26 protein-coding genes and 1 pseudogene are annotated in these 24,711 nt (G+C 67.5%); 10 read left to right on the top strand and 17 right to left on the bottom strand.

What is annotated here, in order from left to right; all coding sequences use genetic code 11:
• The first annotated feature begins 103 nt into the window (after positions 1-103).
• The gene (locus AU197_RS19595) at positions 104-664 is read left to right on the top strand and encodes a TetR/AcrR family transcriptional regulator (RefSeq protein WP_064405038.1); all 561 of its coding nucleotides are present in this window, start codon (positions 104-106) and stop codon (positions 662-664) included.
• On the opposite strand, the gene AU197_RS19590 is transcribed toward AU197_RS19595, so the two are convergent.
• From AU197_RS19590 to treS, 3 genes are read right to left on the bottom strand one after another with little or no spacing between them, the layout of a single operon-like run.
• Positions 648-1,028, bottom strand: coding sequence for a hypothetical protein (locus AU197_RS19590; protein WP_064404599.1), 381 nt, complete (start codon positions 1,026-1,028; stop codon positions 648-650). The genes AU197_RS19595 and AU197_RS19590 overlap by 17 nt on opposite strands.
• 7 nt (positions 1,029-1,035) lie before the next feature.
• Positions 1,036-2,382, bottom strand: coding sequence for a maltokinase N-terminal cap-like domain-containing protein (locus tag AU197_RS19585; RefSeq protein WP_064404597.1), 1,347 nt, complete (start codon positions 2,380-2,382; stop codon positions 1,036-1,038).
• A complete protein-coding gene (gene treS / locus AU197_RS19580) occupies positions 2,379-4,205 on the bottom strand; it encodes a maltose alpha-D-glucosyltransferase (RefSeq protein ID WP_064404595.1) in 1,827 nt (608 codons plus the stop codon). Before treS ends, AU197_RS19585 begins: the two co-directional genes overlap by 4 nt.
• A gap of 80 nt (positions 4,206-4,285) precedes the next feature.
• Here treS and AU197_RS19575 point away from each other — a divergent pair, with 80 nt between their 5' ends.
• Positions 4,286-5,086, top strand: coding sequence for a HugZ family pyridoxamine 5'-phosphate oxidase (locus AU197_RS19575; protein ID WP_064404593.1), 801 nt, complete (start codon positions 4,286-4,288; stop codon positions 5,084-5,086).
• Positions 5,087-5,100: 14 nt separating this feature from the next.
• Positions 5,101-5,685, top strand: a complete 585-nt coding sequence (locus AU197_RS19570) for an orotate phosphoribosyltransferase (protein WP_064404590.1) — start codon at positions 5,101-5,103, stop codon at positions 5,683-5,685.
• A 6-nt stretch (positions 5,686-5,691) separates the two neighbouring features.
• On the opposite strand, the gene AU197_RS26695 is transcribed toward AU197_RS19570, so the two are convergent.
• The 5 genes and pseudogenes from AU197_RS26695 to AU197_RS19550 all read right to left on the bottom strand — a co-directional run bounded on the left by AU197_RS26695 (position 5,692) and on the right by AU197_RS19550 (position 9,513).
• The gene (locus AU197_RS26695) at positions 5,692-5,913 is read right to left on the bottom strand and encodes a TOBE domain-containing protein (protein WP_231745123.1); all 222 of its coding nucleotides are present in this window, start codon (positions 5,911-5,913) and stop codon (positions 5,692-5,694) included.
• 387 nt (positions 5,914-6,300) lie between these two features.
• Positions 6,301-6,677, bottom strand: a pseudogene (locus AU197_RS26690) (ABC transporter ATP-binding protein); the annotation flags it as partial.
• Positions 6,678-6,727: 50 nt separating this feature from the next.
• Positions 6,728-7,510 (bottom strand): ABC transporter permease, encoded by a 783-nt coding sequence (locus AU197_RS19560; RefSeq protein ID WP_064404588.1) that lies wholly within the window; start codon positions 7,508-7,510, stop codon positions 6,728-6,730.
• Positions 7,507-8,367 (bottom strand): ABC transporter permease, encoded by an 861-nt coding sequence (locus AU197_RS19555; RefSeq protein WP_064404586.1) that lies wholly within the window; start codon positions 8,365-8,367, stop codon positions 7,507-7,509. Before AU197_RS19555 ends, AU197_RS19560 begins: the two co-directional genes overlap by 4 nt.
• A 15-nt stretch (positions 8,368-8,382) precedes the next feature.
• Positions 8,383-9,513, bottom strand: a complete 1,131-nt coding sequence (locus tag AU197_RS19550; RefSeq protein ID WP_082696755.1) for an ABC transporter substrate-binding protein — start codon at positions 9,511-9,513, stop codon at positions 8,383-8,385.
• Between the two features lie 179 nt (positions 9,514-9,692).
• Here AU197_RS19550 and AU197_RS19545 point away from each other — a divergent pair, with 179 nt between their 5' ends.
• On the top strand, positions 9,693-10,274 hold the full coding sequence (locus tag AU197_RS19545) for a hypothetical protein (RefSeq protein ID WP_064404583.1): 582 nt from the start codon (positions 9,693-9,695) through the stop codon (positions 10,272-10,274).
• Here the strand turns inward: AU197_RS19545 and AU197_RS19540 are convergent.
• On the bottom strand, positions 10,265-10,510 hold the full coding sequence (locus tag AU197_RS19540; protein ID WP_064404582.1) for a hypothetical protein: 246 nt from the start codon (positions 10,508-10,510) through the stop codon (positions 10,265-10,267). The two genes, AU197_RS19545 and AU197_RS19540, sit on opposite strands and share 10 nt — an antisense overlap.
• 203 nt (positions 10,511-10,713) lie before the next feature.
• On the opposite strand from AU197_RS19540, the gene AU197_RS19535 reads away from it, so the two are divergent.
• Positions 10,714-11,121, top strand: coding sequence for a TIGR03668 family PPOX class F420-dependent oxidoreductase (locus AU197_RS19535; protein WP_064404580.1), 408 nt, complete (start codon positions 10,714-10,716; stop codon positions 11,119-11,121).
• Positions 11,122-11,220: 99 nt separating this feature from the next.
• On the top strand, positions 11,221-13,389 hold the full coding sequence (locus tag AU197_RS19530) for an elongation factor G-like protein EF-G2 (RefSeq protein WP_064404578.1): 2,169 nt from the start codon (positions 11,221-11,223) through the stop codon (positions 13,387-13,389).
• A gap of 179 nt (positions 13,390-13,568) precedes the next feature.
• Here AU197_RS19530 and AU197_RS19525 read toward each other — a convergent pair whose 3' ends face one another.
• The 5 genes from AU197_RS19525 to AU197_RS19505 all read right to left on the bottom strand — a co-directional run bounded on the left by AU197_RS19525 (position 13,569) and on the right by AU197_RS19505 (position 17,867).
• A complete protein-coding gene (locus AU197_RS19525; RefSeq protein WP_064404577.1) occupies positions 13,569-14,297 on the bottom strand; it encodes a hypothetical protein in 729 nt (242 codons plus the stop codon).
• Positions 14,294-15,487 (bottom strand): zinc ribbon domain-containing protein, encoded by a 1,194-nt coding sequence (locus AU197_RS19520; RefSeq protein WP_064404575.1) that lies wholly within the window; start codon positions 15,485-15,487, stop codon positions 14,294-14,296. Before AU197_RS19520 ends, AU197_RS19525 begins: the two co-directional genes overlap by 4 nt.
• Positions 15,484-17,070: a S53 family peptidase gene (locus AU197_RS19515; protein ID WP_064404573.1), complete on the bottom strand. Its 1,587-nt coding sequence runs from the start codon at positions 17,068-17,070 to the stop codon at positions 15,484-15,486. Before AU197_RS19515 ends, AU197_RS19520 begins: the two co-directional genes overlap by 4 nt.
• A 37-nt stretch (positions 17,071-17,107) precedes the next feature.
• Positions 17,108-17,383 (bottom strand): hypothetical protein, encoded by a 276-nt coding sequence (locus AU197_RS19510; RefSeq protein ID WP_064404571.1) that lies wholly within the window; start codon positions 17,381-17,383, stop codon positions 17,108-17,110.
• A 124-nt stretch (positions 17,384-17,507) separates the two neighbouring features.
• On the bottom strand, positions 17,508-17,867 hold the full coding sequence (locus AU197_RS19505; RefSeq protein ID WP_197415606.1) for an STAS domain-containing protein: 360 nt from the start codon (positions 17,865-17,867) through the stop codon (positions 17,508-17,510).
• A 183-nt stretch (positions 17,868-18,050) separates the two neighbouring features.
• Between AU197_RS19505 and AU197_RS19500 the strand changes: the two genes are divergently transcribed.
• From AU197_RS19500 to AU197_RS19490, 3 genes are all read left to right on the top strand, one after another.
• Entirely contained in the window at positions 18,051-20,018 is a 1,968-nt protein-coding gene (locus tag AU197_RS19500; RefSeq protein ID WP_064404564.1) for a SpoIIE family protein phosphatase, read from the top strand.
• Between the two features lie 201 nt (positions 20,019-20,219).
• Positions 20,220-20,531, top strand: a complete 312-nt coding sequence (locus AU197_RS19495; RefSeq protein WP_064404561.1) for an STAS domain-containing protein — start codon at positions 20,220-20,222, stop codon at positions 20,529-20,531.
• A 10-nt stretch (positions 20,532-20,541) separates the two neighbouring features.
• On the top strand, positions 20,542-21,351 hold the full coding sequence (locus tag AU197_RS19490; RefSeq protein WP_064404559.1) for an ANTAR domain-containing protein: 810 nt from the start codon (positions 20,542-20,544) through the stop codon (positions 21,349-21,351).
• An 8-nt stretch (positions 21,352-21,359) separates the two neighbouring features.
• On the opposite strand, the gene AU197_RS19485 is transcribed toward AU197_RS19490, so the two are convergent.
• Entirely contained in the window at positions 21,360-22,262 is a 903-nt protein-coding gene (locus AU197_RS19485) for a DMT family transporter (protein ID WP_064404557.1), read from the bottom strand.
• A gap of 151 nt (positions 22,263-22,413) precedes the next feature.
• Between AU197_RS19485 and AU197_RS19480 the strand changes: the two genes are divergently transcribed.
• Complete coding sequence (locus tag AU197_RS19480; protein WP_064404555.1) at positions 22,414-22,764, top strand: hypothetical protein; 351 nt, start codon at positions 22,414-22,416, stop codon at positions 22,762-22,764.
• Between the two features lie 20 nt (positions 22,765-22,784).
• Here AU197_RS19480 and AU197_RS19475 read toward each other — a convergent pair whose 3' ends face one another.
• On the bottom strand, positions 22,785-23,060 hold the full coding sequence (locus AU197_RS19475; RefSeq protein ID WP_064404554.1) for a hypothetical protein: 276 nt from the start codon (positions 23,058-23,060) through the stop codon (positions 22,785-22,787).
• Entirely contained in the window at positions 23,057-24,361 is a 1,305-nt protein-coding gene (locus AU197_RS19470; protein ID WP_064404552.1) for an MFS transporter, read from the bottom strand. Before AU197_RS19470 ends, AU197_RS19475 begins: the two co-directional genes overlap by 4 nt.
• Between the last annotated feature and the right edge of the window lie 350 nt (positions 24,362-24,711).

The raw sequence follows: 24,711 nt of genomic DNA, 5'->3' as shown, positions 1-24,711 counted from the left end.
GAGCGGCGGCGCCTACCGGCGGCCACGGTTGCCGTCCAGATTGTTAGTCCGAAAATTTTCGTGAGTGTCAGTAATGGGGACGCATCCGCGTATGCTGCCCTCCATGACCGCCCCCACCAGCACCGGGCGTCGGGTCACCGCTCAAGACTGGATCCAGACCGGTTTTGACGTGCTCGCCGACGGCGGCCCCGGAGCGCTGCGGATCGGCCGTCTGTGTGAGCGTCTCGAAGTTACCAAGGGCAGCTTCTACTGGCACTTCACCGACATGCCCGCCTACCGCGACGCGCTGGCCCGGGCGTGGGCCAATCTGCACGACGAGCAGCGGCACCGGTTCGAGGGCATGCGCGGCGCCGAACCCCGCGCCCGGTTGGCGGCGATGATCCAGACACTGATGTGTCCCGACCAGTGGGCGCTGGAGCGCGCGATGCGGGTCTGGTCGTTGACCGACCAGACGGTGCTGGCCAGCGTCCAGCAGAGCGATGTGCGCGTGCTCAACGCGGTGCGGGAGGCGCTGGTCGACTACGGGTTCGACGACGGCGAGGCGGACCTGCGTTCGGCTCTCCTGTTCGCCACCGGCCTCGGCTTGTTGCACGAGGTGGGAGCGGCACCGCGCGAGCCCGCGGCGCTGAGCGAGCGCGTGCTCGACCTCATGCTTCACCAATAGGCCGGGACGGCTTCAGCCCGGTCTTTCCGTCGAGGTACTGCAGCAGCTGGTGGGCGGCGAGTTCCACGTCCTTGTGCCGCCACTCCGACGCCCGGTACACGCAGGCGATGAGCCCTGACCGGTGGAGCCGGCGAAAGTCGCCGTAGACGAACGCGTACCGCGCCTTGGTCTCGTCGCGGGCACCCTCGGTCAGGCCGAGATGCCATGCCGCATAGTCCTGCCAGGAGTGTGTGTCGAGATAGGCGTTCTGCGCCTCGGCGCGCGGCTGCACCTCGCCCCAATCGCTGTCGAGCACGTACTGGCGCGCATCGATCAGTTCACGCGCTCTGGCCACCGCCGCATCGTTGAGCGAGTACTTGGCCACGATCGGATCAGCCGATGATGCGCGCGATCGACTTCATCGGGATCGGCAACCAACTCGGCCGGAAGCGCGCCTCGTACGCGGCCTCGTAGATCGCCTTGTCCAGTTCGTAGGCCGCCAACAGTTGCCCGTTGTCGCGAGGGTCGGTACCCGACACCTCTGCATAGCCCTCGCAGAACGACGCGGCGTTGCGGTCCACCCACTCGCGGGCTCGCGCGCCGAGCTGACGGTCGTGGTCCTCGTCGGAGGACTGTTCCATCAACCGTTGGTAGGCGGCGTATTCGAAGGACCGCAGCACCCCGGCCACGTCGCGCAGCGGGGAGTCCGGTCGGCGCCGTTCCTCGAGCGGCTGACCGGGCTCACCCTCGAAGTCGATGAGCAGCCAGCCTTCGGGGATGCGCAACACCTGGCCGAGATGCAGATCGCCGTGGATGCGCTGAACGGTGACGGTCTCCTCTGACAGCTTGCGGTACCGCTCCTCGATCAGCGGCGCGTACTTCTCGAGGTCGGGCACGGACTTTGTCGCCGACGCCAGCCGCTCCAGCGCGGTGTCCGTCGGGAACAGCGTGGTCTCGGTGCCCAGTTCGTCGGCCAGCGTCGCGTGCACCGACGCGACCGCCTCGCCGAGCCGGTACGACTCGCCGGCGAAGTCGCCGCCGACCTCGTCGGCGTATAGGTCACCCTCGGCGAACAGGTCACGCGTGCTCGCGGTCGCCATATCCCAGCCCTCGGCCGAGGTCGCCGCGAACTCGGTCACCATGCCGAGCGCGCACGGCTCGCCGTCCTCGCGCCCGTCCCACGTCGTCTCGAACGAGCCGAGCAGCCGCGCCACGTGCGGGTTGCCGGCGCGGGCCAGCACGCGGTTCAGCTCGATGTCCGGGTTCGTGCCGGGTGTGATGCGACGGAAAAGCTTGAGGATCGCCTTCTCCTCGAACACCACGCTGGTGTTGCTCTGCTCGGCCGCCGAGACCCGCGGCGCCGCGTCCAGCGGCAACTCCACATCGGGCTCCTTGACGAAACGCACCGCCCCGGCACCGTCCCCCACCGTCGCCGACGAGTCGATCAGCGACAGCAGGTACTGCGCCGCGCCCGGGTCGTAGAGGGCGTCATAGGCGGTGCGGTCACCGTCGGCGCCGATGGTCGCGACCTCCGCGTACTCCTCAATGGGGCCGGTGTTCCAGCGCACCAACACCTGATAGCGCTCACTCGAACCGTCGGTGTAGGAGACATCGAGCAGCACCAGGTCCAAATCGTCGCGCAGCGTGGTGGAGGCCGCCTGCTGCACCGCGGCCAACTCACGGCTGCGCCCGGCGTACCACCGTTGGTGTGGCAGCCACTCGTCGAACGGCAGGGTCATGACTGTTCTCCATGCTCCTGGCTGGGTGCCTTCAGCGAGAACCAGTAGAACCCGTGGCCGGGCAGGGTCAGCAGGTAGGGCAACTGCCCGATGCGGGGAAACTCCACGTACCCGGTCATCTCGACCGGCGTATATCCGTTGTAGGCCTGCAGGTTCAACTCGATCGGCTGAGGGAACCGGGAGAGATTGTTGACGCAGAGCACGGTATCTTTCCCGCCCGAGTCCTTTTCGACCTCACGGACGTAGGTGAGCACCGACGGGTTGGAACCACCCAACTCGTGGAAGCTGCCGATGGCGAACGCCTCGTGGCGGCTGCGCACCGCGAGCATCGTGCGGGTCCAGTTCAGCAGCGAGTTCGAAATGTCCCGCTGCGCTTCCACATTGACGGCCTGATAGCCGTAGATCGCGTCCTGGTTCGGCGGCAGATACACCCGCCCGGGCGTCGCCGTCGAGAAGCCCGCGTTGCGGTCAGGCGTCCACTGCATCGGAGTGCGCACCGCGTCGCGGTCGCCGAGCCAGATGATGTCGCCCATTCCGATCTCGTCGCCGTAATACAGCACCGGCGAACCGGGCAGCGACAGCAACAGCGCGGTGAACAGTTCCATCTGGTTGCGGTCGTTGTCCAGCAGCGGCGCCAGCCGTCTGCGGATGCCGACGTTCGCCTTCATCCGCGGATCCTTGGCGTACTCGGCGTACATGTAGTCACGCTCTTCGTCGGTGACCATCTCCAGGGTCAACTCGTCGTGGTTGCGAAGGAAGATGCCCCACTGCGCCATCTCGGGGATGTCGGGCGTCTGCGCCAGGATCTCCGAGATCGGGAACCGTGATTCGCGACGCACGGCCATGAAGATGCGCGGCATCAGCGGAAAGTGGAACGCCATGTGGCATTCGTCGCCGCCGGTGTCCGGGTCACCGAAGTACTCGACGACGTCGGCCGGCCACTGGTTGGCCTCGGCCAACAGCACGCGGCCCGGATACTCGTCGTCGATCACCTTGCGGCAGTGCTTGAGAAACGCGTGCGTCTCGGGCAGGTTCTCGCAGTTGGTGCCCTCCCGCTCGAAGAGGTAGGGCACCGCGTCCAACCGGAACCCGTCGATGCCGATGTCGAGCCAGAACCGCAGGACATCGAGCATCGCCTCCTGAACGGCGGGGTTGTCGTAGTTGAGGTCGGGCTGGTGGCTGAAGAAGCGGTGCCAGTAGAACTGCCGTCGCACCGGATCGAAGGTCCAGTTCGACTCCTCGGTGTCGACGAAGATGATTCGGGCGTCGGAGTACTTGTCGCTGGTGTCGCTCCACACGTAGAAGTCGCCGTACGGTCCGTCGGGGTCCCGTCGCGATTCCTGGAACCACGCGTGCTGGTCGGACGTGTGGTTCATCACGAGGTCGGTGATGACGCGGATCCCGCGGCGGTGCGCGGCGTCCAAGAGCTCGACGAAGTCGTCGACAGTGCCGAATTCCGGCAGCACCTTGTAGAAGTCGCGGATGTCGTAGCCACCGTCGCGCAACGGCGAATCATAGAACGGCGGCAGCCAAAGACAGTCCACGCCAAGCCACTTCACGTAGTCGAGCTGCTCGGTCAGCCCACGCAGATCCCCGATGCCGTCGGAGTTCGAATCGTAGAAGGCACGCACCAGCACTTCGTAGAAGACGGCGCGTTTGAACCACGTGCGGTCCTCGGGCAGTACCCGAGCGTGGCCGAAGTCCTCGGCGGTGGGGTGCTCGACGACACCGTCCTCGACGTGACTGCCCTCCGCCGGGTCGTGGTCGGCGGATACGTCGGATGCTCGGGCACCGCTGTGCTGGTCCAACCGGTGTAGTTCCATACGGTGTTCAACCTACCCACGTCGCCGAGAATCGAATCGGCGGAAATTTCTGCGCGCGCTGACTTCGGTATCGTTCCGGCGTGGCCACACGTGATCACGGCGACCCCGGCGACGCACCGTCGATTCCTCCGCCGCTGACGGAGGTCGTCAACTCCGTCCGCCCGACGGCTGCCGAGGAAGCCCGGACCATCGCCGCATCCACCAATACCGCGACATTGGCGACGCTGACGGCCGAGGGGGATCCGTGGGCGTCGTTCGTGACGTACGGGTTGCTCGCCGGCGCTCCTGTGCTGTGCGTGTCCAACCTCGCCGAGCACGGCCGCAATCTGTTGGCCGACCCGCGGGCGAGCATCGCGATCGTCGCGCCGACGTCGGAGACCGACCCGCTGGCCAGTGGAAGGGTCACGCTCGCCGGGGTGGTCGAGCGGCCCACCGACGACGAACTCGCCGCCGCGCGCGAAGCACACCTGTCGGCCGTCGCTGCCGCGAAGTACTACATCGACTACAGCGACTTCACGCTGTGGGTGCTGCGGGTGCGGCGGGTGCGCTGGGTCGGCGGCTACGGGCGGATGGAGTCGACGACCGGTGAGGCGTATTCGGCAGCGCAACCCGATCCGGTCCAACCGCTGGCGGCCGGCGCTGTCGCGCACCTCAACGCCGACCACGCCGACACGCTGGTCGCGATGGCCAAGGCGTTGGGCGGCTACCCCGACACCACCGCGGCGACCTGCACCGGCGCGGACCGGTACGGCCTCGACCTGCGACTCACCACCGACCGCGGTCTGGCCTACACCCGGATCGGCTATCCGAAGAAGATCGACTCGATCGACGAATTGCGTTCGGCCGCCGTCGAGCTGACCCGCCTGGCGCGCCGCGGCTGAAATACGATCACCCCATGACTGCTGCGGCTCCCTCCGGGCGACCGGCCACCTGGCAAGCGGCGTTCGACCTGATCGCCACCCGCGGCCACGAGCGCCGCGACGAGCCGTTCCGGTTGGCCAGCGGCCAGCTCAGCCACGACTACATCGACGGCAAGTACGCGATCGACACCGGTGAGCGGCTGACGATCGTCAGCCGCGCGGTCGCCGAACTGGCCGAGAGCCGCGGCATCGACTTCGACGCGGTGGGCGGGTTGACCATGGGCGCCGACCCGCTGGCGCACGGCATCGCGATGGTCACCGGCAAGGCGTGGTTCTCGGTCCGCAAGGAACAGAAGTCACGCGGACGCGAGCAGTGGATCGAGGGCACCCGGTTGGCGCCGGGTACGCGGGTGTTGCTGGTCGACGATGTGATCAGCACCGGCGGCTCGACCGAGATCGCGTTCGACCGGGTGACCGCGGCGGGTGCGGTGGTCACCGGCGTGATCCCGATGGTGGACCGCGGCGACATCGCCTCCAAACGCTTCGCCGCGCGCGGTGTGCCGTTCGCCGCGCTGGTCAGTTACCGAGACCTCGGCATCGAACCGGTCAAAGACGTCTGACCCCGTTCACCCAGGCACGACCAGCACACCGTCGGATTCCACACCGACGGTGACCGCGTCGCCGGGCGCGAAGTGGCGCGCCGCCGAACTCGCCATCTGCGAACAGATCACGGTGCCGTCCTCCGTCGCGGCGTAGACGCGCGAGATCGCGCCGAGGAACGCCACCGAGCTGACGGTCGACGTGCCTGCCTCATCAGCGGTCACCGTCACCGATTCCGGCCGGACCATCGCCAGCCCGGGCCCGGACGTCACCGAACCCGGCAGCGTCGGAACCGACGTGCCCAGCAGGTGGGTCCGGCCACTCGAAACTGCCGCGCGCACTTTGTTGTTCAGGCCGACGAACTCCGCGACGAAGGGTGTCGCCGGGTTGGCGTAGATGTCGGCAGGAGCGGCCAGCTGTTCGAGTCTGCCCTGGTTCATCACCCCGACGCGGTCGGCGACAGCGAGCGCTTCCTCCTGGTCGTGGGTGACGAACAACATCGTGGTACCGACCTCCGACTGCACGCGGCGGATCTCGTCGCGCAACTGGGACCGCACGACGGCGTCCAACGCCGACAGCGGTTCGTCGAGCAGCAGCACGCGCGGCGCGATCGCCAGGGCGCGGGCCAGCGCGACGCGTTGCTGCTGACCGCCGGACAATTCGCTGGCGTACTTGTCGGTGTGGCCCGACAGGCCGACCAGGTCCAGCATGTCGCCGGCCCGAGACAGGCGTTCACGTTTGGAGGTATCGCGCATCTTCAGACCGAATGCGACATTGTCGAGCGCGGTGAGGTGGGGAAACAGGCTGTAGGCCTGAAACACCATGCCATATCCCGCTTGTTGGCCGGTAGCCGGCTGACGTCTCGCCCATCGACGGACACCGTGCCCGATGTCGCCCTGTCCAGCCCGGCGAGGATGCGCAGCGCGGTGGTCTTACCGCAGCCCGACGGGCCGAGCAGCGCGACGAGCTCGCCGGGTTCGATGCGCAGTGTCAGCCCGTCGAGCGCCTTCATCGACCCGTACACCCGCGTCAGCTCGTTGAGCTCGACGACGACTCCCGTGTTCATGCGGTGACTCCCTGAACTCGGCGGCGCCCTCGGGTGACGAGTGAAAGTCCCACCAGCAGAACGAAACCTAGCAACAGAACGGCCAACGACGCGGCCACCGACGTGGGACCGTCGGCCTTACCGATCGCCACGATCTGTACCTGCAAAGTCTCGTAACCGCTCAGCGATGCGATGGTGTACTCCCCGAGCACGACGGCGATCGAGAAGAAGGCTGCGGACAGGATCCCCGACCAGATATTGGGCACGACCACCCGCAGAATCGTTGCCGCCCAACCGGCGCCGAGCGATCGAGCGGCGTCAGTGAGGGTGCGTAGGTCGATCGACGACAACGCCGCGTCCAGCGCACGGTAGGCGAACGGAAACACCAACACGATGTAGACGAAGGTCAGCGTCAACGCCGATTCGCCGAGAAAGTACACCACCCACAGGTAGACATTGCGCAGACCGACCACGATGACCAACGCTGGAATCGTCAACGGCAGCAGGCACAGGAACTCGAGGGTCCCTTTCGCCCACGATGCCCGCAGCCGTACCCAGATCATGGTCGGCAACAAGATCACCAACGTCGCGAGCGCGGTGAACACCGCGAGCAGCAGGGACACGACGATGGCCTGGTAAAGCGCGTCGTCGGCGATCAGGTTGCCCCACGCCCGCAACGTGCGTCCGCCCGCCACCAGGTTGCGTGTCGAGAAATCCGCCATTGCGTAGAGCGGGAACAGGAAGAACAGGCCGAACAACGCCCAGAGCACGCCCCGAATCATCCTGGTGCCGAAGGTCATCGGAGCCACCGCGCCGAACGTCGCACCAATCTGTGGTAGGCCACCATCACCACCGCCACGACGACGATCATCTCGAGCGCCAACGCATACGCGAAGCCGGTCTGCCCCAACACCACCTCACTGGTGAGCGCCGTCCTGATCAACAGCGGCACGATCGGGCTGCCCTGACTGACCAACGCTGCGGCCGTCGCGTACGCGGCGAATGCGTTGGCGAACAACAACAACGCCGACCCCAGGAACGCGGGCGTCAACAACGGCACGACGACCTCGCGGAAGTACTGCAGCCGAGAAGCGCCCAGGCTCAGCGCCGCTTCGCGCCACTGATCTCGCAGGCCCTCGAGGGCGGGCATGAACACGATGACCATCAGCGGGATCTGGAAATACGTGTAAACCAGGATCAGGCCGGGCAGCCCGTACAGCCATCCCGATGCGGCCAGGTTCCAGTCGAAGAGCCGCTGGACCCACAACGTCAGCACACCATTGAGCCCGATGGTCGCCAGGAACGCGAAAGCCAGTGCGACACTGCCGAACTGTGCGAGCACACTACACAAGGCCAGCACCGCGCGCCGCACCAGCGACGTCGGAGAGCCGGACGCGATCAGCCAGGACAGCACCGCCCCGAAGGTCGCGCCGATGAGCGCGGTGCTGCTCGACAACACCATGCTCTTGCTCAGGGCCGACAATGCCGGGCCTGAGAACAACGCGTCGATGCGCTCCAGGGAGAACGCGCCGTCGGCGAAGAACGCGTTGACGATCACCGTCACAGTGGGGATGAGCAGAAAGACCACCACCACCGCCACAAACGGCAGCAGCGGCAGCGTGTCTCGCGCGGCGTCCCGCAGCCTCTTCAGACTCACACCTCCCGTGCTCGGTCAGCCGATCGCGGCGGCCCAGTGCTCCGACAGGTACTTGGTGGCCACCTGCGTCTGCTCGGGTGAGGGCACCGTCACCGGCCCGTCGATGACGGGCAGTGAATCCGCCGCCGCCTTGTCCAAAGTGGCGTCGGTGGCCATGATGTCGGCGCGAACCGGGCGAACACCGCCGAGCGCGAACAAGTTCTGCCCCTCGTCGCTGTAGAGGAATTCCTGCCACAGCCGTGCGGCGGCCGGGTGCGGCGCATCCTTGTTGATCGCCTGGTAGTAATAGCCGGCGACGGGGTGATCCGACGGCACCAGAACCTGCCACGACGGCAGCTTCTTGCTTTCGGCGGCGTTGGTGTAGTTCCAGTCGATCACCACCGGTGTCTGACCGGATCCGATGGTGGCCGGCGTCGGGTCAACGGGCACGAAGTTTCCCGCGTCCGCCAACTTCCGGAAAAACTCGACGCCCGGGGCGATGTCGTCGACCGAACCTCCCTGAGAGAGGGCGACCATCAGCACACCGGAGAACGCGGCGCCCGCCTGCGTGGGGTCACCGTTGAGTGCCACCTTGCCCTGGTACTCCGGCTTCAGCAGGTCGTCGATGCGCGTCACCGGCGGCACCTTGGCCGAGTCGAAGCCGATCGACATGTAGCCGCCGTAATCGTTGACCCAGGTGCCGTCCTTGTCCTTGAACGCCGCGGGGATGTCGTCGAAATTGACAACCTTGTAAGGCGCGAACATCTCGGTGTTGGCCAGGGCGACGGACTGTCCGAGGTCGAACACGTCGGGCGCGGTGCTCCTGCCCTTCTGCTGGTTGGCCGCGTTGATCTCGTCCTGGCTCGACGCGTCGGGCTGTGCCGAGTTGACCTTGATGCCGTACTTCTCGGAGAATGCCTCGATGATCGCGCCGTAGTTCGCCCAATCCGGCGGTAGCGCAATGACGTTGAGCTCGCCCTCGTTCTTGGCCGCCGTCACCAGCCCGTCCATCCCCCCGAAGTCCTCGGCGGACGTGGCTTCTGCGGCCTTGACACCGGACTGCGTCTGCTCGCCGTCACCGCTCTTCTCCGGCGGCGCGCACGCAACCGAACCGGCCAGCAGCAGAACGGATGCGGCGAATGTGGCCGCCAGACTGGTCATCTTCATTGCCGAACCTTCCGATGGTCGGGAGTCGGTGTGGTGACGCAGCGGTTACCGCATCGGATCGCCGCGGCGAACGACTCCGCGCGAGGGCGCTCGAAACCCTATCGCGGGGGTCACGGCGACGCGCAAGTTCCCTCGGAGTTTGCCGGGCCACCCGCTTTCCCCGGCGTTAGCATTCTCATGTGGCGCGACGCGAAGTTTCGGGGGACTTCGACTACCTCACAGATGACCCGGTCGATGTCGTGAAAGCCGCCGACTCGGGGGCGGAAGCGGACGCTGACGTCTTTGATCCCGAGAAGGTGCCGGGCCGGGACATGATGTTCGACGCCTTCGACGAAAACAGCTGGTACTTCGAGCCCGCCCCACCGCCCTGGTACCGCACCAGACGAAACCTCGGCATTCTTCTCGCCACCGCGCTCGCGGCCGCCGCGCTCGTCGTCTCCGCTGTCCTGCTGATACTCCGCGCGCCGGGCGAGCCCGCCGGCCGGGATCCTGAACCGGTCCGCCCGACCGTCCAGACCACGGCGCCGGCGCGCACGCAACCGCAGTCACCGAACACCCAGGCGCCGCCGCCACGGCCGGCTCCACCACCGCGAGTCGAGACGTCGGCCGCGCCGGTCACCCCTGCGCCACCAGCGACCTACCGGCCGCGCACTCCGCCGACCCGCACCGGCCGCGACCCGGAGATCGGGGTGACACGCACGCCGGTGACCCGGTCACCCATCAGCGTCGCGCCGCAGCGGCCCGGTCCGCCTCAGCGATGATGCCCGTTGTCGTGGCGCAGCTCGAAGCCGTAGGGCCCGTAGAACGGGTACTGCAGTCGGGCGGCGTCCGCTGAGGCCTGCCCCGGCTGGGCGGTGATCTGAACGTTGCCGGGCGTCTGGCACGCCACGGCACCGCCGGTATAGGAGCAGCCTGTCGGTGCGGCTGCGGCCACCGGCGCGAATCCGATCGCAGCGGCAGTGACGGCCAGTGCCAGGGGCGTGATCAGGGTTCTCATCGTCGTTCTCCTTCTCACTCGTGCGCTGCGGGCCCGCAACGACGACGTCTCGCGATTTCCGAATAATGAATTCAACCGGTGTGTCCGGTGCGCGATTCCCGTTCGCACCTGTGAGTCCGGCGGCTCGCCCCTGTGGGTCACGCGGCTCGTGCCTGTGGCGGCGACCCCTGCCCGCGCGCGTCGAACCGGAATAGGCTGCGAGCATGGCCACATTCGATCCCGAGGCCATGTTCGCCGCGGCACCCGTCGCGGCGCTCGCCACCGTCGGAGCCGCAGGGGCGCCACACCTGGTGCCGGTCGTGTTCGCCGTGCACGCCGGAACGGTCTACACCGCCGTCGACGCCAAGCGGAAGTCGACGCGCAATCTGCGGCGGCTGAGCAACATCGAGGTCAACCCGCAAGTGAGCATGCTCGTCGACCACTACGACGACGACTGGGCGCAGCTGTGGTGGGTGCGCGTCGACGGACAGGCCGAAATTCACTACGCCGGCGAGGAATTGGCGACCGGGTACACGCTGCTGCGCAACAAGTATCCGCAGTATCAGCGGATCGCCCTCGACGGCCCGGTGGTCAGCGTGACCATCACGAAGTGGGCGTCGTGGCAGGCCTGAACGCGAATTCGGTCAAGCTCTTGTGCTCGCTGTCGGTTAGGGGAATTGTGGTCTAACACACACTTTGGCGGCAGCGCAGCCGTCGTGGAAGGGAACGTCATGGCTGACAAGACGACACATTCCCAGGGCGCCGGAGCCGCCCCGACCGCGGACAGTCCGGCCGCCATCCGCAATGTGGCGCTGGTGGGCCCATCGGGTGGCGGCAAGACAACACTCATCGAGGCACTTCTGGTGGCCGCGGGCGTCCTCACCAGACAGGGTTCGGTCCAGGACGGCACCACGGTCTGCGACAGCGACGAAGCCGAGGTCTCCCAACAGCGTTCGGTGGGCCTTGCGCTCGCATCGCTGCGACACGACGGCATCAAGGTGAACCTCATCGACACTCCCGGCTACGCCGATTTCGTCGGCGAACTGCGGGCGGGGTTACGCGCGGCGGACTGCGCGCTGTTCGTCATCGCCGCCAACGAAGGGGTCGATGAACCGACCAAGGCGCTCTGGCTCGAATGCGACCAGGTCGGCATGCCGCGCGCGGTGGTCATCACGAAACTCGACCACGCCCGCGCCAACTACGCCAACGCGTTGGCCGCCGCGCAGCAGGCGTTCGGCGACAAGGTGCTTCCGCTGTATCTCCCCGCGGATTCTCCGTGCACGGGGCTGATCGGGCTGCTGTCCGAGACGCACTACGAGTACGCCGACGGTAGGCGCACCACCACCCATGAACCCGACCAGTCATACGCCAGCGCGATCTCCGAACAGCGCGGCGTCCTGATCGAGGGCATCATCGAGGAGTCCGAGGACGAGACGCTGATGGAGCGTTACCTCGGTGGCGAGGAGATCGACCAGTCGGTGCTCATCGACGATTTGGAGAAGGCCGTCGCCCGGGCGACGTTCTTCCCCGCTCTTCCGGTGTGCAGCGGCACGGGCGTCGGCACGCTCGAACTGCTCGAGATCATCACCGCCGGCTTTCCCTCACCCCCCGAGCATCGATTGCCCGAGGTCTTCACGCCGCAGGGCAAACCGCGCGCCGAGTTGCCCTGCGACCCGGACGGCCCGCTGCTGGCCGAGGTGGTCAAGACGACGTCGGATCCCTACGTGGGACGGGTCAGCCTGGTCCGGGTGTTCTCGGGAACCATCACGCCCGACTCGACAGTGCATGTGTCCGGCCACTTCTCGTCGTTCTTCGGCGGTAGCGGCTCGTTGACCGGCCCGCTCGCCGCGCACGAGGATCACGACGAGGACGAGCGCATCGGCTCGCTGTCGTTCCCGCTCGGCAAACAGCAGCGCCCCGCACCGTCGGTGATCGCCGGCGACATCTGCGCGATCGGACGGCTCAGCCGCGCCGAGACGGGAGACACGCTCTCGGACAAGTCCGATCCGCTGGTGCTGCGGCCATGGAGCATGCCCGAACCGCTGCTGCCCATCGCGGTGCAGCCGAGAGCAAAGACCGACGAGGACAAACTGTCCGGCGGTCTGCAACGGTTGGCCGCCGAAGATCCGACCCTGCGCATCGAGCAGAACCCCGAGACCCACCAGATCGTGCTCTGGACGATGGGTGAAGCGCACGCCAACGTCGTCCTCGACGCGCTCTCCCGACGCTATGGTGTCGCCGTCGACACCGTCGAGTTGCGTATCCCGCTGCGAGAAACCTTCGGCGGCAAGGCAAAAGGACACGGCCGACACGTCAAGCAGTCCGGCGGACACGGCCAGTACGCGGTCTGCGACATCGAGGTCGAGCCGCTGCCCGAAGGCTCCGGTTTCGAGTTCATCGACAAGGTCGTCGGCGGTGCGGTGCCCCGCCAGTTCATCCCGAGCGTCGAGAAAGGCGTTCGGGCACAGATGGAAAAGGGTGTCGGACCCGGCTACCCGGTCGTCGACATCCGCGTCACGCTGTTCGACGGAAAAGCCCACAGCGTCGACTCGTCGGACTTCGCCTTCCAGATGGCGGGCGGGCTGGCACTGCGAGAAGCGGCAGCCGCGACCAGGGTGAACCTGCTCGAACCTGTCGACGAGGTGAGCGTGCTGATTCCCGACGACTTCGTCGGCGCGATCATGGGCGACCTGGCCGGGCGGCGAGGCCGCGTGCTGGGCACCGAAAAGGTCGGCGACGACCGCACCCTGGTCAAGGCCGAGATCCCCGAGGTCGAGCTCGCCCGCTACGCCATCGATCTGCGTTCGCTGGCCCACGGCGCCGGCACGTTCACCAGGACCTTCGCCCGCTACGACCCGATGCCCGACCACGCCGCGGCCAAGGTCGCCTCCGCCGTCTGAGTCGCGTCAATCAGCGGATTCTGCAGGCGCTGCCAGAGACATCTCAGGTCGCCTCCCTAGCGTCGCCGCCATGAAGGACCGAACGCATCTGCTGGCTCACGTGGTCGTGACCGGGACCCTGGCGGTCATCATGATCGTCGCCACCTGGTTCTGCCTTTTCAACGGCGCCATCTGAGCACTCACCGGGGCCGGTCCCCCCGCCAACTGAAACTGTTGACGTATTTGCCCATGTCCAGGGCGATCTGGAGATTGGCGCCGGACGGTTTACCGAACCCGAAGTCGGGGCTGAACTGGTGATACGGGCCCACCGCCGCGGCAACCAACGCCAGGTCGTTCTTCACCGCGGCCACGACAAGGACCCGCATCCGCAGATAGCTGCTGTTGGCGCCCTGCGGCCAACAGTCGGCGACTTCACCGTAGCCCGGATGGAAGCCGACCATGGCGTTGGGGATCTCGTAAGCGGTGCGCGTGTCGGGAAAAGTGGCTTGCACCAACGACTTTGCGATCTCCTGCGCTGATCGACCCGCGGCGGGTTCGCTGAACAACTGCAGCGTCCCGCCGTCTCCGGCGAGCAGTTCGGCGGTCACCCCGTTGGGATTGGTGCTCACCCGGTAGGCCGACTCCGCCGCCGGATAGGACACCGAGAACGCACCGTCCGGCGAAGTGAAGCGCGGGTTGATGGCCACCGGGGTGCCGGTCGGCGGACGCCCACAGTCGGGCGGGCATATGTAGCGCACCGGCCGCTTGGCCACCATCGCCGACACACCGACGAGGACGGCGGCGATCACCACGATCGCGGCCGACCACGTCAGCACCAGCCGTCTGCGCGAGGTCCGCCGCGGCGCAGCGGCCGCGTACGCGCCGGCCGGAACCGCGTAGCCGGGAAAGAAGTTCGTCGGCGTGCTCACGTTGGGTCACCGCGAACCGGGCGCGATTCGCGCCTCGTCCTGCGTGACGAGCGCGAGGACGCGCGCGTGGCCACCCCGCACGCCGGGCAGAACGCCATATCCGGCACGACATGACCGCAGTGCGGGCACAACAGCGGTTCCTCCGCACGGATCTCGTCGTGCGCCTCGTGTAGCAACGCCAGGTGTAGGCCGATTCGCAGCACCAGCAGCGCCACCGCCGCCAACATGAGGTACAGCACCAGCATCAGCATCTGCGGAAAGCGGGCGACGTCGATCAGGCCGAGCGCCAGATACACGATGAGCACCGCGGCCGCGAAGCCGATCAGCATCGCGCGCACGACGCCCGGGCGTTGGTCGCGTTTACTCGGTGGCCGGGTGAACCACAGTGCCGCACCGATCAATCCGCCCGCCGCCGCGGCGATCAACGGTGCCGCCAGTCCGCGGATGCCCGCCTCGACGAGCAGGCTTTCCATCGGGCGCTTGCTCACCACGCCGGTGCCGAACTGCGGAGCCAGCCGCGTGAGCGTCGCCGCCGCGGAGAAGCTCAACGCCGCCAACGTTCCGATCATGAAGCCGTCCAGCGCTTCTCGTGACGACGGACGGGCCACGCGAATGAGCACGGCGGGTAACAGCATCAGAACGACCCCGCCGAGTGGAACCACGATGCCCATGCTCAACATGCGCGTGCCGACGATCGCCGAACCCAACGCGACACCATAGGACTTGGCGAACATCGCACCGGTCAACAGCGCCCAGCCGACCGCGAGCCCGACAGCCAGCACGACCGTGAGAACCAGTGTGCCGACGGGAAAGTCGCGGAACGCGTCCGACTCGCGCAGATACAGCACGAACAGCAGCGGCAGACCCAACGCGGCAACGGTCACCACGGCGGCAGGCAACCGCAGCAGTGTGAAGCCGATGAGCGCCGCCACCAACACCAGCAGGCCGATCCGGAACGCGGCGCGAGACCGCCCAGGCAGATGCGGGAACAGCGAGCTCGCGACCGAGACCTGCAGGAGGTGCTCGTTGGGGGCGGCGCTGAAATCGCGCGGGCGCAACCAATCCGGGCCCTCCCACGGCCGCGGCGTCAGGTGACATCCGCACAACCCGCAGTACTCGCCGGCCGGCACGTCGGTCTTGCAGACCCGGCACTCCGCGGTCGGGACGCTGTCGTCGTCGCCGGTGGTCATGCGGCCGCCCTCTGCAGGATGAGCACGTTGCGCACGAGGTTGTCGACATCCGGGGTGCCCAAGCCGGTCACCAGGTCGTACCCGGGCAGTGCGTCGGCGACGGCGTTACCTCCGAGGGTGACGTCGCGGAAGGCCGGCAGCGGTGCGCCGCTCGAGATGCGATACAGCAGCGGGTTCAGGTCGCCGAGCAGGTGGCCACCATTGGCGAGCAGGTACTGGTTCATCACCGCGGCCAGGCCGGCCCAGATCGGCGCCGACTGCGACGTGCCGCCACCGACCAGGGGCGTCTGCTGAAAGACGATGCGCACGCCGGTGAACGGGTCCGCGACGGCGGCGACGTCCGGAGTCAGCCTGCGATCGGTGTCGCGGTCCGGCCACACCTGGCGCTGCCAGCCGGGACGGTCGAACACCGCCGAGACGCCGCCGCCCGTGCCCACCGACAGCGGCACGTCGAACCACGCCTGCTCGGACAGCCACCGACCCTCGCTGTCGGTGGACAGGGTGGTTCCGCCCACATCGGTCATCTCCGGCAGCGAGGCGATCGAGTCCAGGCCGATGTCGGACTCGCCCGGCGGCGAGGACCAGTCGTCGCCGCCTTTGCACTCGAGGCCCGCGAGATCACCACTGGCGTTGAACGCCGTCGTGCCGTGTGACTGCGCGGCGGCCAGCGCCGACCGCACGGGCGCGAGGTCGGCGGCGGTGATCAGCTTGTCGCAGCCCCACCCGATGGAGAAGCTCCACACTGCGCCCGGATACCGGCGGTCGGTCTCCTCGAGCATCTGGCCGATGCGTTCGAATGCGCCGTCGGCGGTGACGGTCGGAAGGGCACTGACCACGACCTTGCGTGCATCGGGCGCGACCGCGTGCGCCACCTGCAGGTCCATCGTGGCTTCGCCGCGCGGTTCGTCGAGTTCGCCGATCACCTCGGGGGTGAAGCGGGGTAGGTCGTACGTGTCGGCGAAGCTGTCGAGGTCGGCCTGGTCGAAGCCGTCGAAGGCGAAGAACACGATCGTGGTGCCCTTGCCGGTGTAGCCGGCGGCGGCCAGCGGCGCGGCGTTGTAGGTGTTGCGCAGCGCCTCGGGCGTCAGGCCCTTGTCCGGAACATCGAGCGGCAGCGTCCAGATGTGCGACGTGTGGTGCGGCACGTAACCGAGAATCCGGCCGACCTCAGAGACCTCCTCGCGCAACACATCCGGCACGTCCGGTTGTTGCGGGGATGCGTAGAACACCTGGCCTCGGCGCCCGCGGTAGTCATGCACCTCGACGTCGAACGCATCGGCCACCGATGCCGCCGGTCCTTCCACCACGGCCCACTGGTGTCCTTGGCGCCACCGGACGGACAGGCCGCGGCCGTCCGCCCAGGCGTACACCCCCGCGGGGCGGTGCTCGTAGCGCAACGCGACCGTCAGTTGTACGCCGCTGTCGCGGGAGGGCCCCAGATCGGCCGAGCTCGCCAACAGGTAGGAGTAGGGGCCGGCGATCACCTCACCGCCGGGGCGCACGGCGGCGGGGCGCAGATCCGCGACGAGTACGAATACACCCACCGCGATCAGCGCCAGCACACCGAGATGCCGCGCTTTCACGGAAGCCAGCGTATTTCGAACCCGGGTCGGTGACTGGCTAGTGGTCGCCGGGGATCGCCGTCGGCGCCGGTGGTGCCGTCACCGTCGGTGAGAACGGGTTGGGCCCCGGCGAAATGCGCGGCGCCTTGTCGGTGGTCTCCACCGGCGGAGGGGGCGGCGCTTCGGTGGTGGTTGTCGTCGTGGTCGTCGTGGTGGTGGTCTCTTCCGGCGCCTTCTCCTCGCTGGAGCACGACGCGCTGAACATCACCATCGCGACCGCGGCGGTACCGCCCGCGACGGCGGCGATGCGACGACCGATCCGAGCTGACCTCATGATTGCAGTCCTAACTGTCCCGACCGGCGCCAGATGGCTTCAAGATCAAAGCCGGCGTTCGAAACTCTAACCGAAGATCGGGACCTTCGCTCAGTTCGAAACCGCAGCTAGCAATGTGCGGGGACTAGGAACCGGACTTCAGCGCGCCCAACGCCTCGGCGAGGGTCGGATACAGCGAGAACACCTGATCGAGTCCGGTCAGCTGGATCGGTCTGCTGGTCGCAGGCCCGTCCGCCACCACCGCGAAGCGTGCGGATTTGCTCACGGTTTCGTGTGTCGCGACCAGCGCCTGCAACCCCGCGGATGCGAGGAAGTCCACCGCAAGCAGGTCGACGACGAGGGCCGAGGGCTCCTGGGTGAGCACCTCGGTGATCGCCGCCTGAAACGCCGGGACCGTGGCGAGGTCGACGTCACCGCCGACCGTCAACACAGCGATGCCGTCCTCGTGGGAGATCGAAGTGGTTATCGGCTCATTACGTGACAACGGTGGTCCTCCGGTAGGCGCCGCCACCACGACGGCAATGGGGCGAGCTTAACCCGTCGCGCCCTGGCACAGATCAGTGCTTCAGCGGTTGATGCTGTGATACGCAGGCTAATGTCGGGGAGAGACTTGTGCGCTGGGTGATTCCGGTGTGAGCGCGAGCTGGGAGGACCGACTGCCGCGAACATGACCGACACCGCAGATTTCTACCAGCGCTACGAGCGCGAACGGGCGAGGGCCGACCATCTCGCCGATCGCGACGTGTTTCGCAGCGCGCTGGTCAACTCGCTGCAAGAGGGCTTCTTCGTCAGCGACGCCACCGGGTGCGTCGTCGAGATCAACGACGCCTTCGCAGAGATCACCGGGTACGGCCAGGACGGTCTGCCCTATCCGATGCCTCATCCCTGGGCGATCGACGGGGTCGCGGCCGACGATCGCCGGGCCACCCTCGTCCGCGAAGGCCGCCTGACGGCCGAAACGAAGATCAGGCACCGCGACGGACGGACGCGGTGGGTCGCGATCAGCATCAACGCCGTACCGGACCATCAATCCCGGCGCGGTCTCTACGTGGGCACCATCCGGGATGTCACGGCGCCTCGAGCCGCCGCGGAGCGCGACCGGGCGATGGCGCGGTTGGCGACGGCCGTCAGCGTCGCCAAGGACGTCGACGAGGTGTTGGCGATAACGCTCGCGCAGTGTCGCGTGCCGTTGGACGCACAGCGGCTGATCGCGGTGACGTGGCCGCAGGCCGACGGGGAGGAGCCGACCGTGCGGGTGGCCGGCGAACCCGCGGTCGCCTCATGGCGGGACCTCGGCGATGACTGGCGCCGCACGTTCGAGGACGCACGCACGTGGATACCGCTGACGGTGACGCCGGTCGGCGCGGTGCCCAGCGCAGGCACCACCAGGGGATTCGTCGCGGTTCTCTCAGGTGCCCGAGACATGGTGCTGTGCCTGGAGCACCACGTTCCGCGGGTGGTCAGCGCTGAGGACCGGCGCCTGGTCTCGGCGCTCGTCGGCCATCTCAGCTCGGCCATGCAGCACGTACGACAGTTCGCGAGCGCCAGGGAGACGTCGCTGACGCTGCAGCGGTCGATGCTGTCCCCGATCGATCTGCCGCCGGGGTTCGCGGTGCGCTACGAGCCCGCGGTCCATCCGCTGGAGATCGGTGGCGACTTCTACGACGTGCTCCCCGTTGGTGACGGCCGGATCGGGATCGTGGTCGGGGACTGCGTCGGGCGCGGGCTCGCGGCGGCCGCCGTGATGGGGCAATTGCGGGCGTCGACGCGGGCACTGCTCCTCACCGGGGCGCGCCCGGCGACGGTGCTCGAACACCTCGACTCGGTCGCGGAGTTCATCCCGGACGCCTACTGCACCACCGCGTTCGTGGCGATCGTGGACACCGTGTCCGCGACCGTGGAGTACAGCAGCGCCGGTCACGTCCCGCCGGTGCTGGTGTCCGGAACCGCTGCGCCGCAACTACTCGACGAGGCGAGCTCGGTCCCCCTCGCCGTGGCGCACTCCCGTCCCCGCCCGCAGACGACGCACCCGTTGCCCGCGGGCTCGACGTTGATGCTCTACACCGACGGCCTGGTCGAACGCCGTGACCGGTCGATCGACTCGCAGATCGACCGGCTGTCGGCGGTGTTGGCCGAGACCGTGCGACTGCCGATCGAAGGTGTCGCCAACGCGGTGCTGAGCGCCTTGGTGCCCGACAGCGGGTTCGACGACGATGTGGCGATCGTGATCTATCGGTCCCCGAAAGCCTCCCTGGTCATCGACGACACCGCGACCGCTGCGAAGCTGACCGAGATCCGGCACAGGTTGGCGGCGTGGCTCGCGGCCAACGGCGCCACCGACGAGTCGGTGTCGGACCTCATCCTCGTCGTCAACGAGGCCTGCTCCAACAGCGTGGAGCATGCCTACCGCGGCCATGAGCCAGGACGCGTGCGCGTCGAGGCCGAGATTCACGACGCGGCGATCCACGTGCGGGTCACCGACTTCGGATCGTGGAAGCCGCCGCCTCCCGATCCGGGCACCCGAGGTCGCGGTCTGTCGTTGATGCGCGCCGTCAGCGATCGCGTGGACCTCGACGGCACAGCGGCCGGCACCACGGTCGATATGACGTTTCACTTACCGGAGATTCGAGTTTGAACGAGCTCTGCCCGCGTGAATACCGCTGTCGTGGTATTAAAACTATTGGCAAGGAACGTCTGTCGGGAAGAGGCAGCAATGCGGGCTGTTTGGCGTGCACAGAGGCGGTGGAGCCGCTAGGACATCGGGAGGTTCTGTGATCGGATTCGCTCACACTGCCGTCCAGCGGTGTGGCGCGTCGATGGTGGGGGGCTGAAAACAGTGACCCGCAACCAGTTCCGGCTCGAGTCCGGAGGCGCTGAGGCGCCTCCGGTTGTCACCGCGGTCGGCGAGATCGACTTGGCGAACGTCGATGAGTTCAGCGACGTGTTGTCGCGCGCGGCCGCGGACGGTTCCTCCGTCACGGTCGACCTGACCGGGGTCACGTACTGCGACAGCGCCGCGCTGCGGGAGCTGTTCTCCGTCGCGGCCAACGCCAAACTCGAACTGGTGGTGCCCACAGATGGGCCGATCACGACGCTTCTCGGGATCTCCGGCCTCGACAAGGTCGCGACAGTCACCGTCGTCAATTGAGCGGATCGGGATGCCAGCGCCCAGTTTTCAGCCTCGTCAGCACCCCGAACTGATCGCGCTCCTACACAGGATCCTCGAACGGTTACAGGCCGCCGTACCGAACACGGTGGGGGTTGCCGCCACCGTCCACGACAAGCGGTTCAACGAGGATGCGTCCACTCTCGCGGCGCTCGGTATCGAAGGCGAAATGGTGGCCGCGCAGCTGTCGGGACTGGGCGGACCCGTCGCCGACGCGCTGTTTCATCAGGTGCCGGTGCTGAGCCTCGATCTGTGGACCGATGATCGTTGGCCCGACCTGAACTTCGATGCGGCGTCGGACCGCGCCGGGGAAATCGCGGCCGACCTGCAAGCCGTCCACGGAGCGGCGGCGGTGCCGGGCTTCTGGCGCGACGACGCGGCAATCGTCTTGTCGTGCACATTGACCGAGCCGGCGTCGGCGGTGACCGTCACGACGTTGATCGCCTACGAACAGCTCGTCTCGGCGGCTCTGGTCACCACCGCGGCCCAGAATGAGGCGGCGTTCGAGGACCTGCTGGCCGCGTTGCAGTCGCGGGGCGCCATCGAGCAGGCCAAGGGCGCTTTGATGGGGTTGGTCGGCTGCGACGCCGAGCAGGCGTGGAGCATGCTGCGTCGCGCGAGCCAGGAGTTCAACGTCAAGCTGCGCGAACTGGCAGTGGCGTTGTTGGAACACATCAGTGGTCGTCCGGCCCAGCAGCCGGGTGTCGCTGAGCCGATCGCTCCTCAGCCGTCCGCGCGCGACGCCGCCCGGCTGTTGTGGACCGCGATGGCCAACGAGGAGCGTCGATCCGACGGTCCCTGACTTCGCCGTCAGGGGCCGTGTTTGGCCGCCGCGGCGGCCTCCGCCTCGAGCTCCTCTTCGAGCGCGCCCTCCTCGCGACCGAGCGCGATCGTGGCCGCCGCCATCGCGACGAGGGCGGCGGAAATGGCGACCGCCTTCACGCCACCGACGGTCATGTGCTCGCCGAGAACGACCGCGCCCAGCACAACGGCGACCACCGGTTCGAAGACGAGCATCGTCGGCACCGAGGTCTGCAGCGATCCGGCGTGGAATGCGGACTGCTGCAGGAATACCGCGAGGACCCCCAGCACAATGAGCAGATAGAGCGCCGGGGTCGTCATCACCTTGCCGACGCCGCCGTTGGCGAGCAGGAACATCACGATCTTCGTCAGCAGCGCGACGACGCCGAACAGCAACCCGACCGCGACCGCGAGCAGCACCGCACGTTTCCATCCGGCGGTGCGGACGGCCAGGATCACGCATGCCGTCACGGCACCGGTACACACGACCGCCACGAGCGCGGACAGGGGAACGGACGCCTCGTAGTCGCCGGGTCGGGTCTTGGCCAGCACCACGAATACCGCTAGCGCAGCTGTGAGCAGAAGCGCCCACATCCACTCGCCGCGGGTGACCCGACGGTTGGCGAGCCGGGCGCTCAGCGGCAGCGCGAACAGTAGAGCCGAGACCAGGATGGGCTGAACCAGCAGAAGTGATCCATTGATGAGGGCGAGGGCCTGGAAGCCGTAGCCCGCCAGCGCGGCGGCCGTGCCCGCCCACCAGAGTGGCCTGCGCAGCAGCGTCACCACCATCACGGTGCTGACGCCGTGCTCCTCCGGCACGTCCATGGTGGCGCGCTGCCGAACCACGATGCCGATCGCCAAGAAGACCGCTGCGAGCAGCGCGAGCAGGACTACGAGACCCTGCTCTACCACGAGTGGCCTACCAACGCGTTTCGCTCCTTTTCGGCCGGGCTGCGCACATCGGACAAGCACAACATACGGATCGCGGACCCGCGCGCCTGGCTCTGCGGCGCCGGCCGGTTGCGAGGTTTGGTGCCCCACCTATTGGGGCATCAAACCGATCATGAACCTGCGACGTTTGCTTGTGCTGGTCGGTGCGGTGGTGCTTCTCGTCGGAGTCATCGCGTTGTTGGTTCCGGTGTCGATCTCCGGACCTGACAACCAGAAGATTTCGTGTGGCAATGCCATCGCCGCGGACGACACCGCAGCCAGCCAGGCCAACAGCAACGATCCGAACCAACTGAAGAACCTGCCGATCATCGACGAGCTGACGGCGGATCCGCCGGACTACGTGGCGCAGTGCCATTCGGCGGTCGGCGACCGTCGGACGTGGGCGATCCCCGTCGCGATCATCGGTCTGGTTGTGCTCGTCGCCGGGTTCCTCGTCGGCGGCCGCACCGCACGGGCGGGCTGACACCCGCCGGTCGCGAGGCGCTAGCTGGCCTCGCGGCCGCCGGCGAGCACGCGCAGTGCCGGCGCACCGGACTCGGGGGCGATCCGATCGTTGACGGTGGCGACGACCGTGTCGACGCGGTTGACCGCCCGGTCGCACAGGCCGCGGACTTTGTCGCTGGCGGTGTCGACGTCGTCGGCGGCGCTCAACAGGTACGCCCGCACATTGACGCGTAGTCGCTCGCCGGCGGACCGAACGCGGCGACGCAACCGATCGTCGATCTCGACCGTGACGTAGGGCATCACGCGAAGCTTCATGGACCCACCCTAGCCGCGGGGTGGGGATCCGCGGTCTGTGCGAGCGGCCGGCCCGCGGACTCCCGCAGCGTGACGATCGTCGCGAGCGAGACCACGGCCGCGACGATCAGGTACCACGCGGGTGCCAGGTCGTTGCCGGTCTCTGCGGTCAACCAGGTGACGACGTACGGGGTGGTACCGCCCAGCCCGGCGACGCAGATGTTGTAGCCGATCGAGAATCCGCTGTAGCGCACGGTGGTCGCGAACAGTTCGACTCCCGCCGAGACCGCGGTCGAGACGTAGATCGACTCGATGGCCGCCAGGGCGCAGTGGGCGGCGATGGCGGCGACCAGCGACCCGGAATTGAGCAGCAGGAAGAGCGGATAGCCGAGAACCGCGAAGGCCACCGCCCCGGCGATCAGCATCGGACGGCGGCCGATCCGGTCCGACAAGGCGGCCAGCGGAAGGATCAGGACGAGCGCGACGAGGCTGGCCAGCGTGACCGACAGGAACGCGTCGGTCTTGGAGAACTCGAGCGTCTTGATGAAGTAGGTCGGCAGGAACGTGAACACCACGTAGTAGCCGACGTTGAAGACGACGAACATGCCGATGACTTGCAGGATCGGTCGCCATGACGTGGTGAACGCCTCGCGCAGCGGCGACTCGGCGACTCGGTCGGTCCTGCTGAGTTCGGCGAAGTGCGGTGTGTCGTCAAGGCGCAGCCGGATGTAGAGGCCGACGAGGCCCAGCGGCCCGGCGATCAGGAACGGGATGCGCCAGCCGTAGCTCTCCATCGCCTCGGTGGGCAGCAGGGCCTGGAGCAGGGTCACCGTGATGGAGCCGAGCAGGAAGCCCAGAACACCGGACCAGGCCATGAAGGTGATGGTCAGTCCCCGGCGGCGATCGGATGCGAACTCCGCGAGATAGACGGCGCCTCCCCCGTATTCACCGCCGGCCGAAAATCCCTGCAGGCAACGCAGAAGCAGAAGGAGCAGCGGCGCGGCCACACCGATCGAGGCGTAGGTGGGCAGCACGCCGATGAGAACGGTCGCGCCCGACATCAACAGGATCACCAACGCCAGGACCCGCTGCCTGCCGAGCTTGTCGCCCAGCGGACCGAAGACGAATCCGCCGAGCGGACGCATGAAGAAGGCGGCGGCGAATATCGCGAACGTGTTCAGCAGCGCCGCCGTCTCGTTGCCCGCTGGAAAGAAGTTGGCCGCGATGAACGTCGCCAGAAATCCGTAGATCGCGAAGTCGAACCACTCGACGGCGTTCCCGATCGACGCGCCCGTGATCGCTTTCCGCACATCGCTTGGCACCGGACCTCCCGAAAGTAAGCGCTGCGCTGAGCATTTCGCTTACCCGGCCGGGAAGCGATGCCAAGAAGATATCGGGCTGGGTCCCCCATCCGCGAGCGGCCGGCTTGTTCATCCCGTCGTCGGCGTCAGCTTCGGCCGAGTCGGAATTCTCAGGAGTCGGAATTCTCAGAAGGGTGGGGGTTCGGTGTCGGTGGTGTTGCTGCCGGCATCGCTGGTGATGTTCCACGTGTCGTCGTGGGTGGGTGGGGGTTGTGGGTTGTGGTGGTGGTGTGGTTGGTTTGGGTGGTGGTGGTGTGTTCGTCGGCGTCCGGTGTTGGGGAGCGTGACGGCACGGTCACGCCCCTCTCTAA

Source organism: Mycobacterium sp. IS-1590 (genome assembly GCF_001500025.1).
Lineage (GTDB): Bacteria > Actinomycetota > Actinomycetes > Mycobacteriales > Mycobacteriaceae > Mycobacterium.
The sequence above is the reverse complement of the archived record's forward strand: the minus strand, read 5'-3'. Positions and strand labels throughout refer to the sequence as shown.

What these genes read in the sequence shown, in the direction of transcription:
- AU197_RS19475 (WP_064404554.1), bottom strand. Translation starts at nt 23,060, where the DNA reads ATGAAGCTTCGCGTGATGCCCTACGTCACGGTCGAGATCGACGATCGG.
- AU197_RS19520 (WP_064404575.1), bottom strand. Translation starts at nt 15,487, where the DNA reads ATGACCACCGGCGACGACGACAGCGTCCCGACCGCGGAGTGCCGGGTC.
- AU197_RS19480 (WP_064404555.1), top strand. Translation starts at nt 22,414, where the DNA reads ATGAACCTGCGACGTTTGCTTGTGCTGGTCGGTGCGGTGGTGCTTCTC.
- treS (WP_064404595.1), bottom strand. Translation starts at nt 4,205, where the DNA reads ATGGAACTACACCGGTTGGACCAGCACAGCGGTGCCCGAGCATCCGAC.
- AU197_RS19595 (WP_064405038.1), top strand. Translation starts at nt 104, where the DNA reads ATGACCGCCCCCACCAGCACCGGGCGTCGGGTCACCGCTCAAGACTGG.
- AU197_RS19490 (WP_064404559.1), top strand. Translation starts at nt 20,542, where the DNA reads ATGCCAGCGCCCAGTTTTCAGCCTCGTCAGCACCCCGAACTGATCGCG.
- AU197_RS19570 (WP_064404590.1), top strand. Translation starts at nt 5,101, where the DNA reads ATGACTGCTGCGGCTCCCTCCGGGCGACCGGCCACCTGGCAAGCGGCG.
- AU197_RS19535 (WP_064404580.1), top strand. Translation starts at nt 10,714, where the DNA reads ATGGCCACATTCGATCCCGAGGCCATGTTCGCCGCGGCACCCGTCGCG.
- AU197_RS19500 (WP_064404564.1), top strand. Translation starts at nt 18,051, where the DNA reads ATGACCGACACCGCAGATTTCTACCAGCGCTACGAGCGCGAACGGGCG.
- AU197_RS19585 (WP_064404597.1), bottom strand. Translation starts at nt 2,382, where the DNA reads ATGACCCTGCCGTTCGACGAGTGGCTGCCACACCAACGGTGGTACGCC.
- AU197_RS19540 (WP_064404582.1), bottom strand. Translation starts at nt 10,510, where the DNA reads ATGAGAACCCTGATCACGCCCCTGGCACTGGCCGTCACTGCCGCTGCG.
- AU197_RS26695 (WP_231745123.1), bottom strand. Translation starts at nt 5,913, where the DNA reads ATGGTCCGGCCGGAATCGGTGACGGTGACCGCTGATGAGGCAGGCACG.
- AU197_RS19510 (WP_064404571.1), bottom strand. Translation starts at nt 17,383, where the DNA reads ATGAGGTCAGCTCGGATCGGTCGTCGCATCGCCGCCGTCGCGGGCGGT.
- AU197_RS19560 (WP_064404588.1), bottom strand. Translation starts at nt 7,510, where the DNA reads ATGACCTTCGGCACCAGGATGATTCGGGGCGTGCTCTGGGCGTTGTTC.
- AU197_RS19530 (WP_064404578.1), top strand. Translation starts at nt 11,221, where the DNA reads ATGGCTGACAAGACGACACATTCCCAGGGCGCCGGAGCCGCCCCGACC.
- AU197_RS19550 (WP_082696755.1), bottom strand. Translation starts at nt 9,513, where the DNA reads ATGAAGATGACCAGTCTGGCGGCCACATTCGCCGCATCCGTTCTGCTG.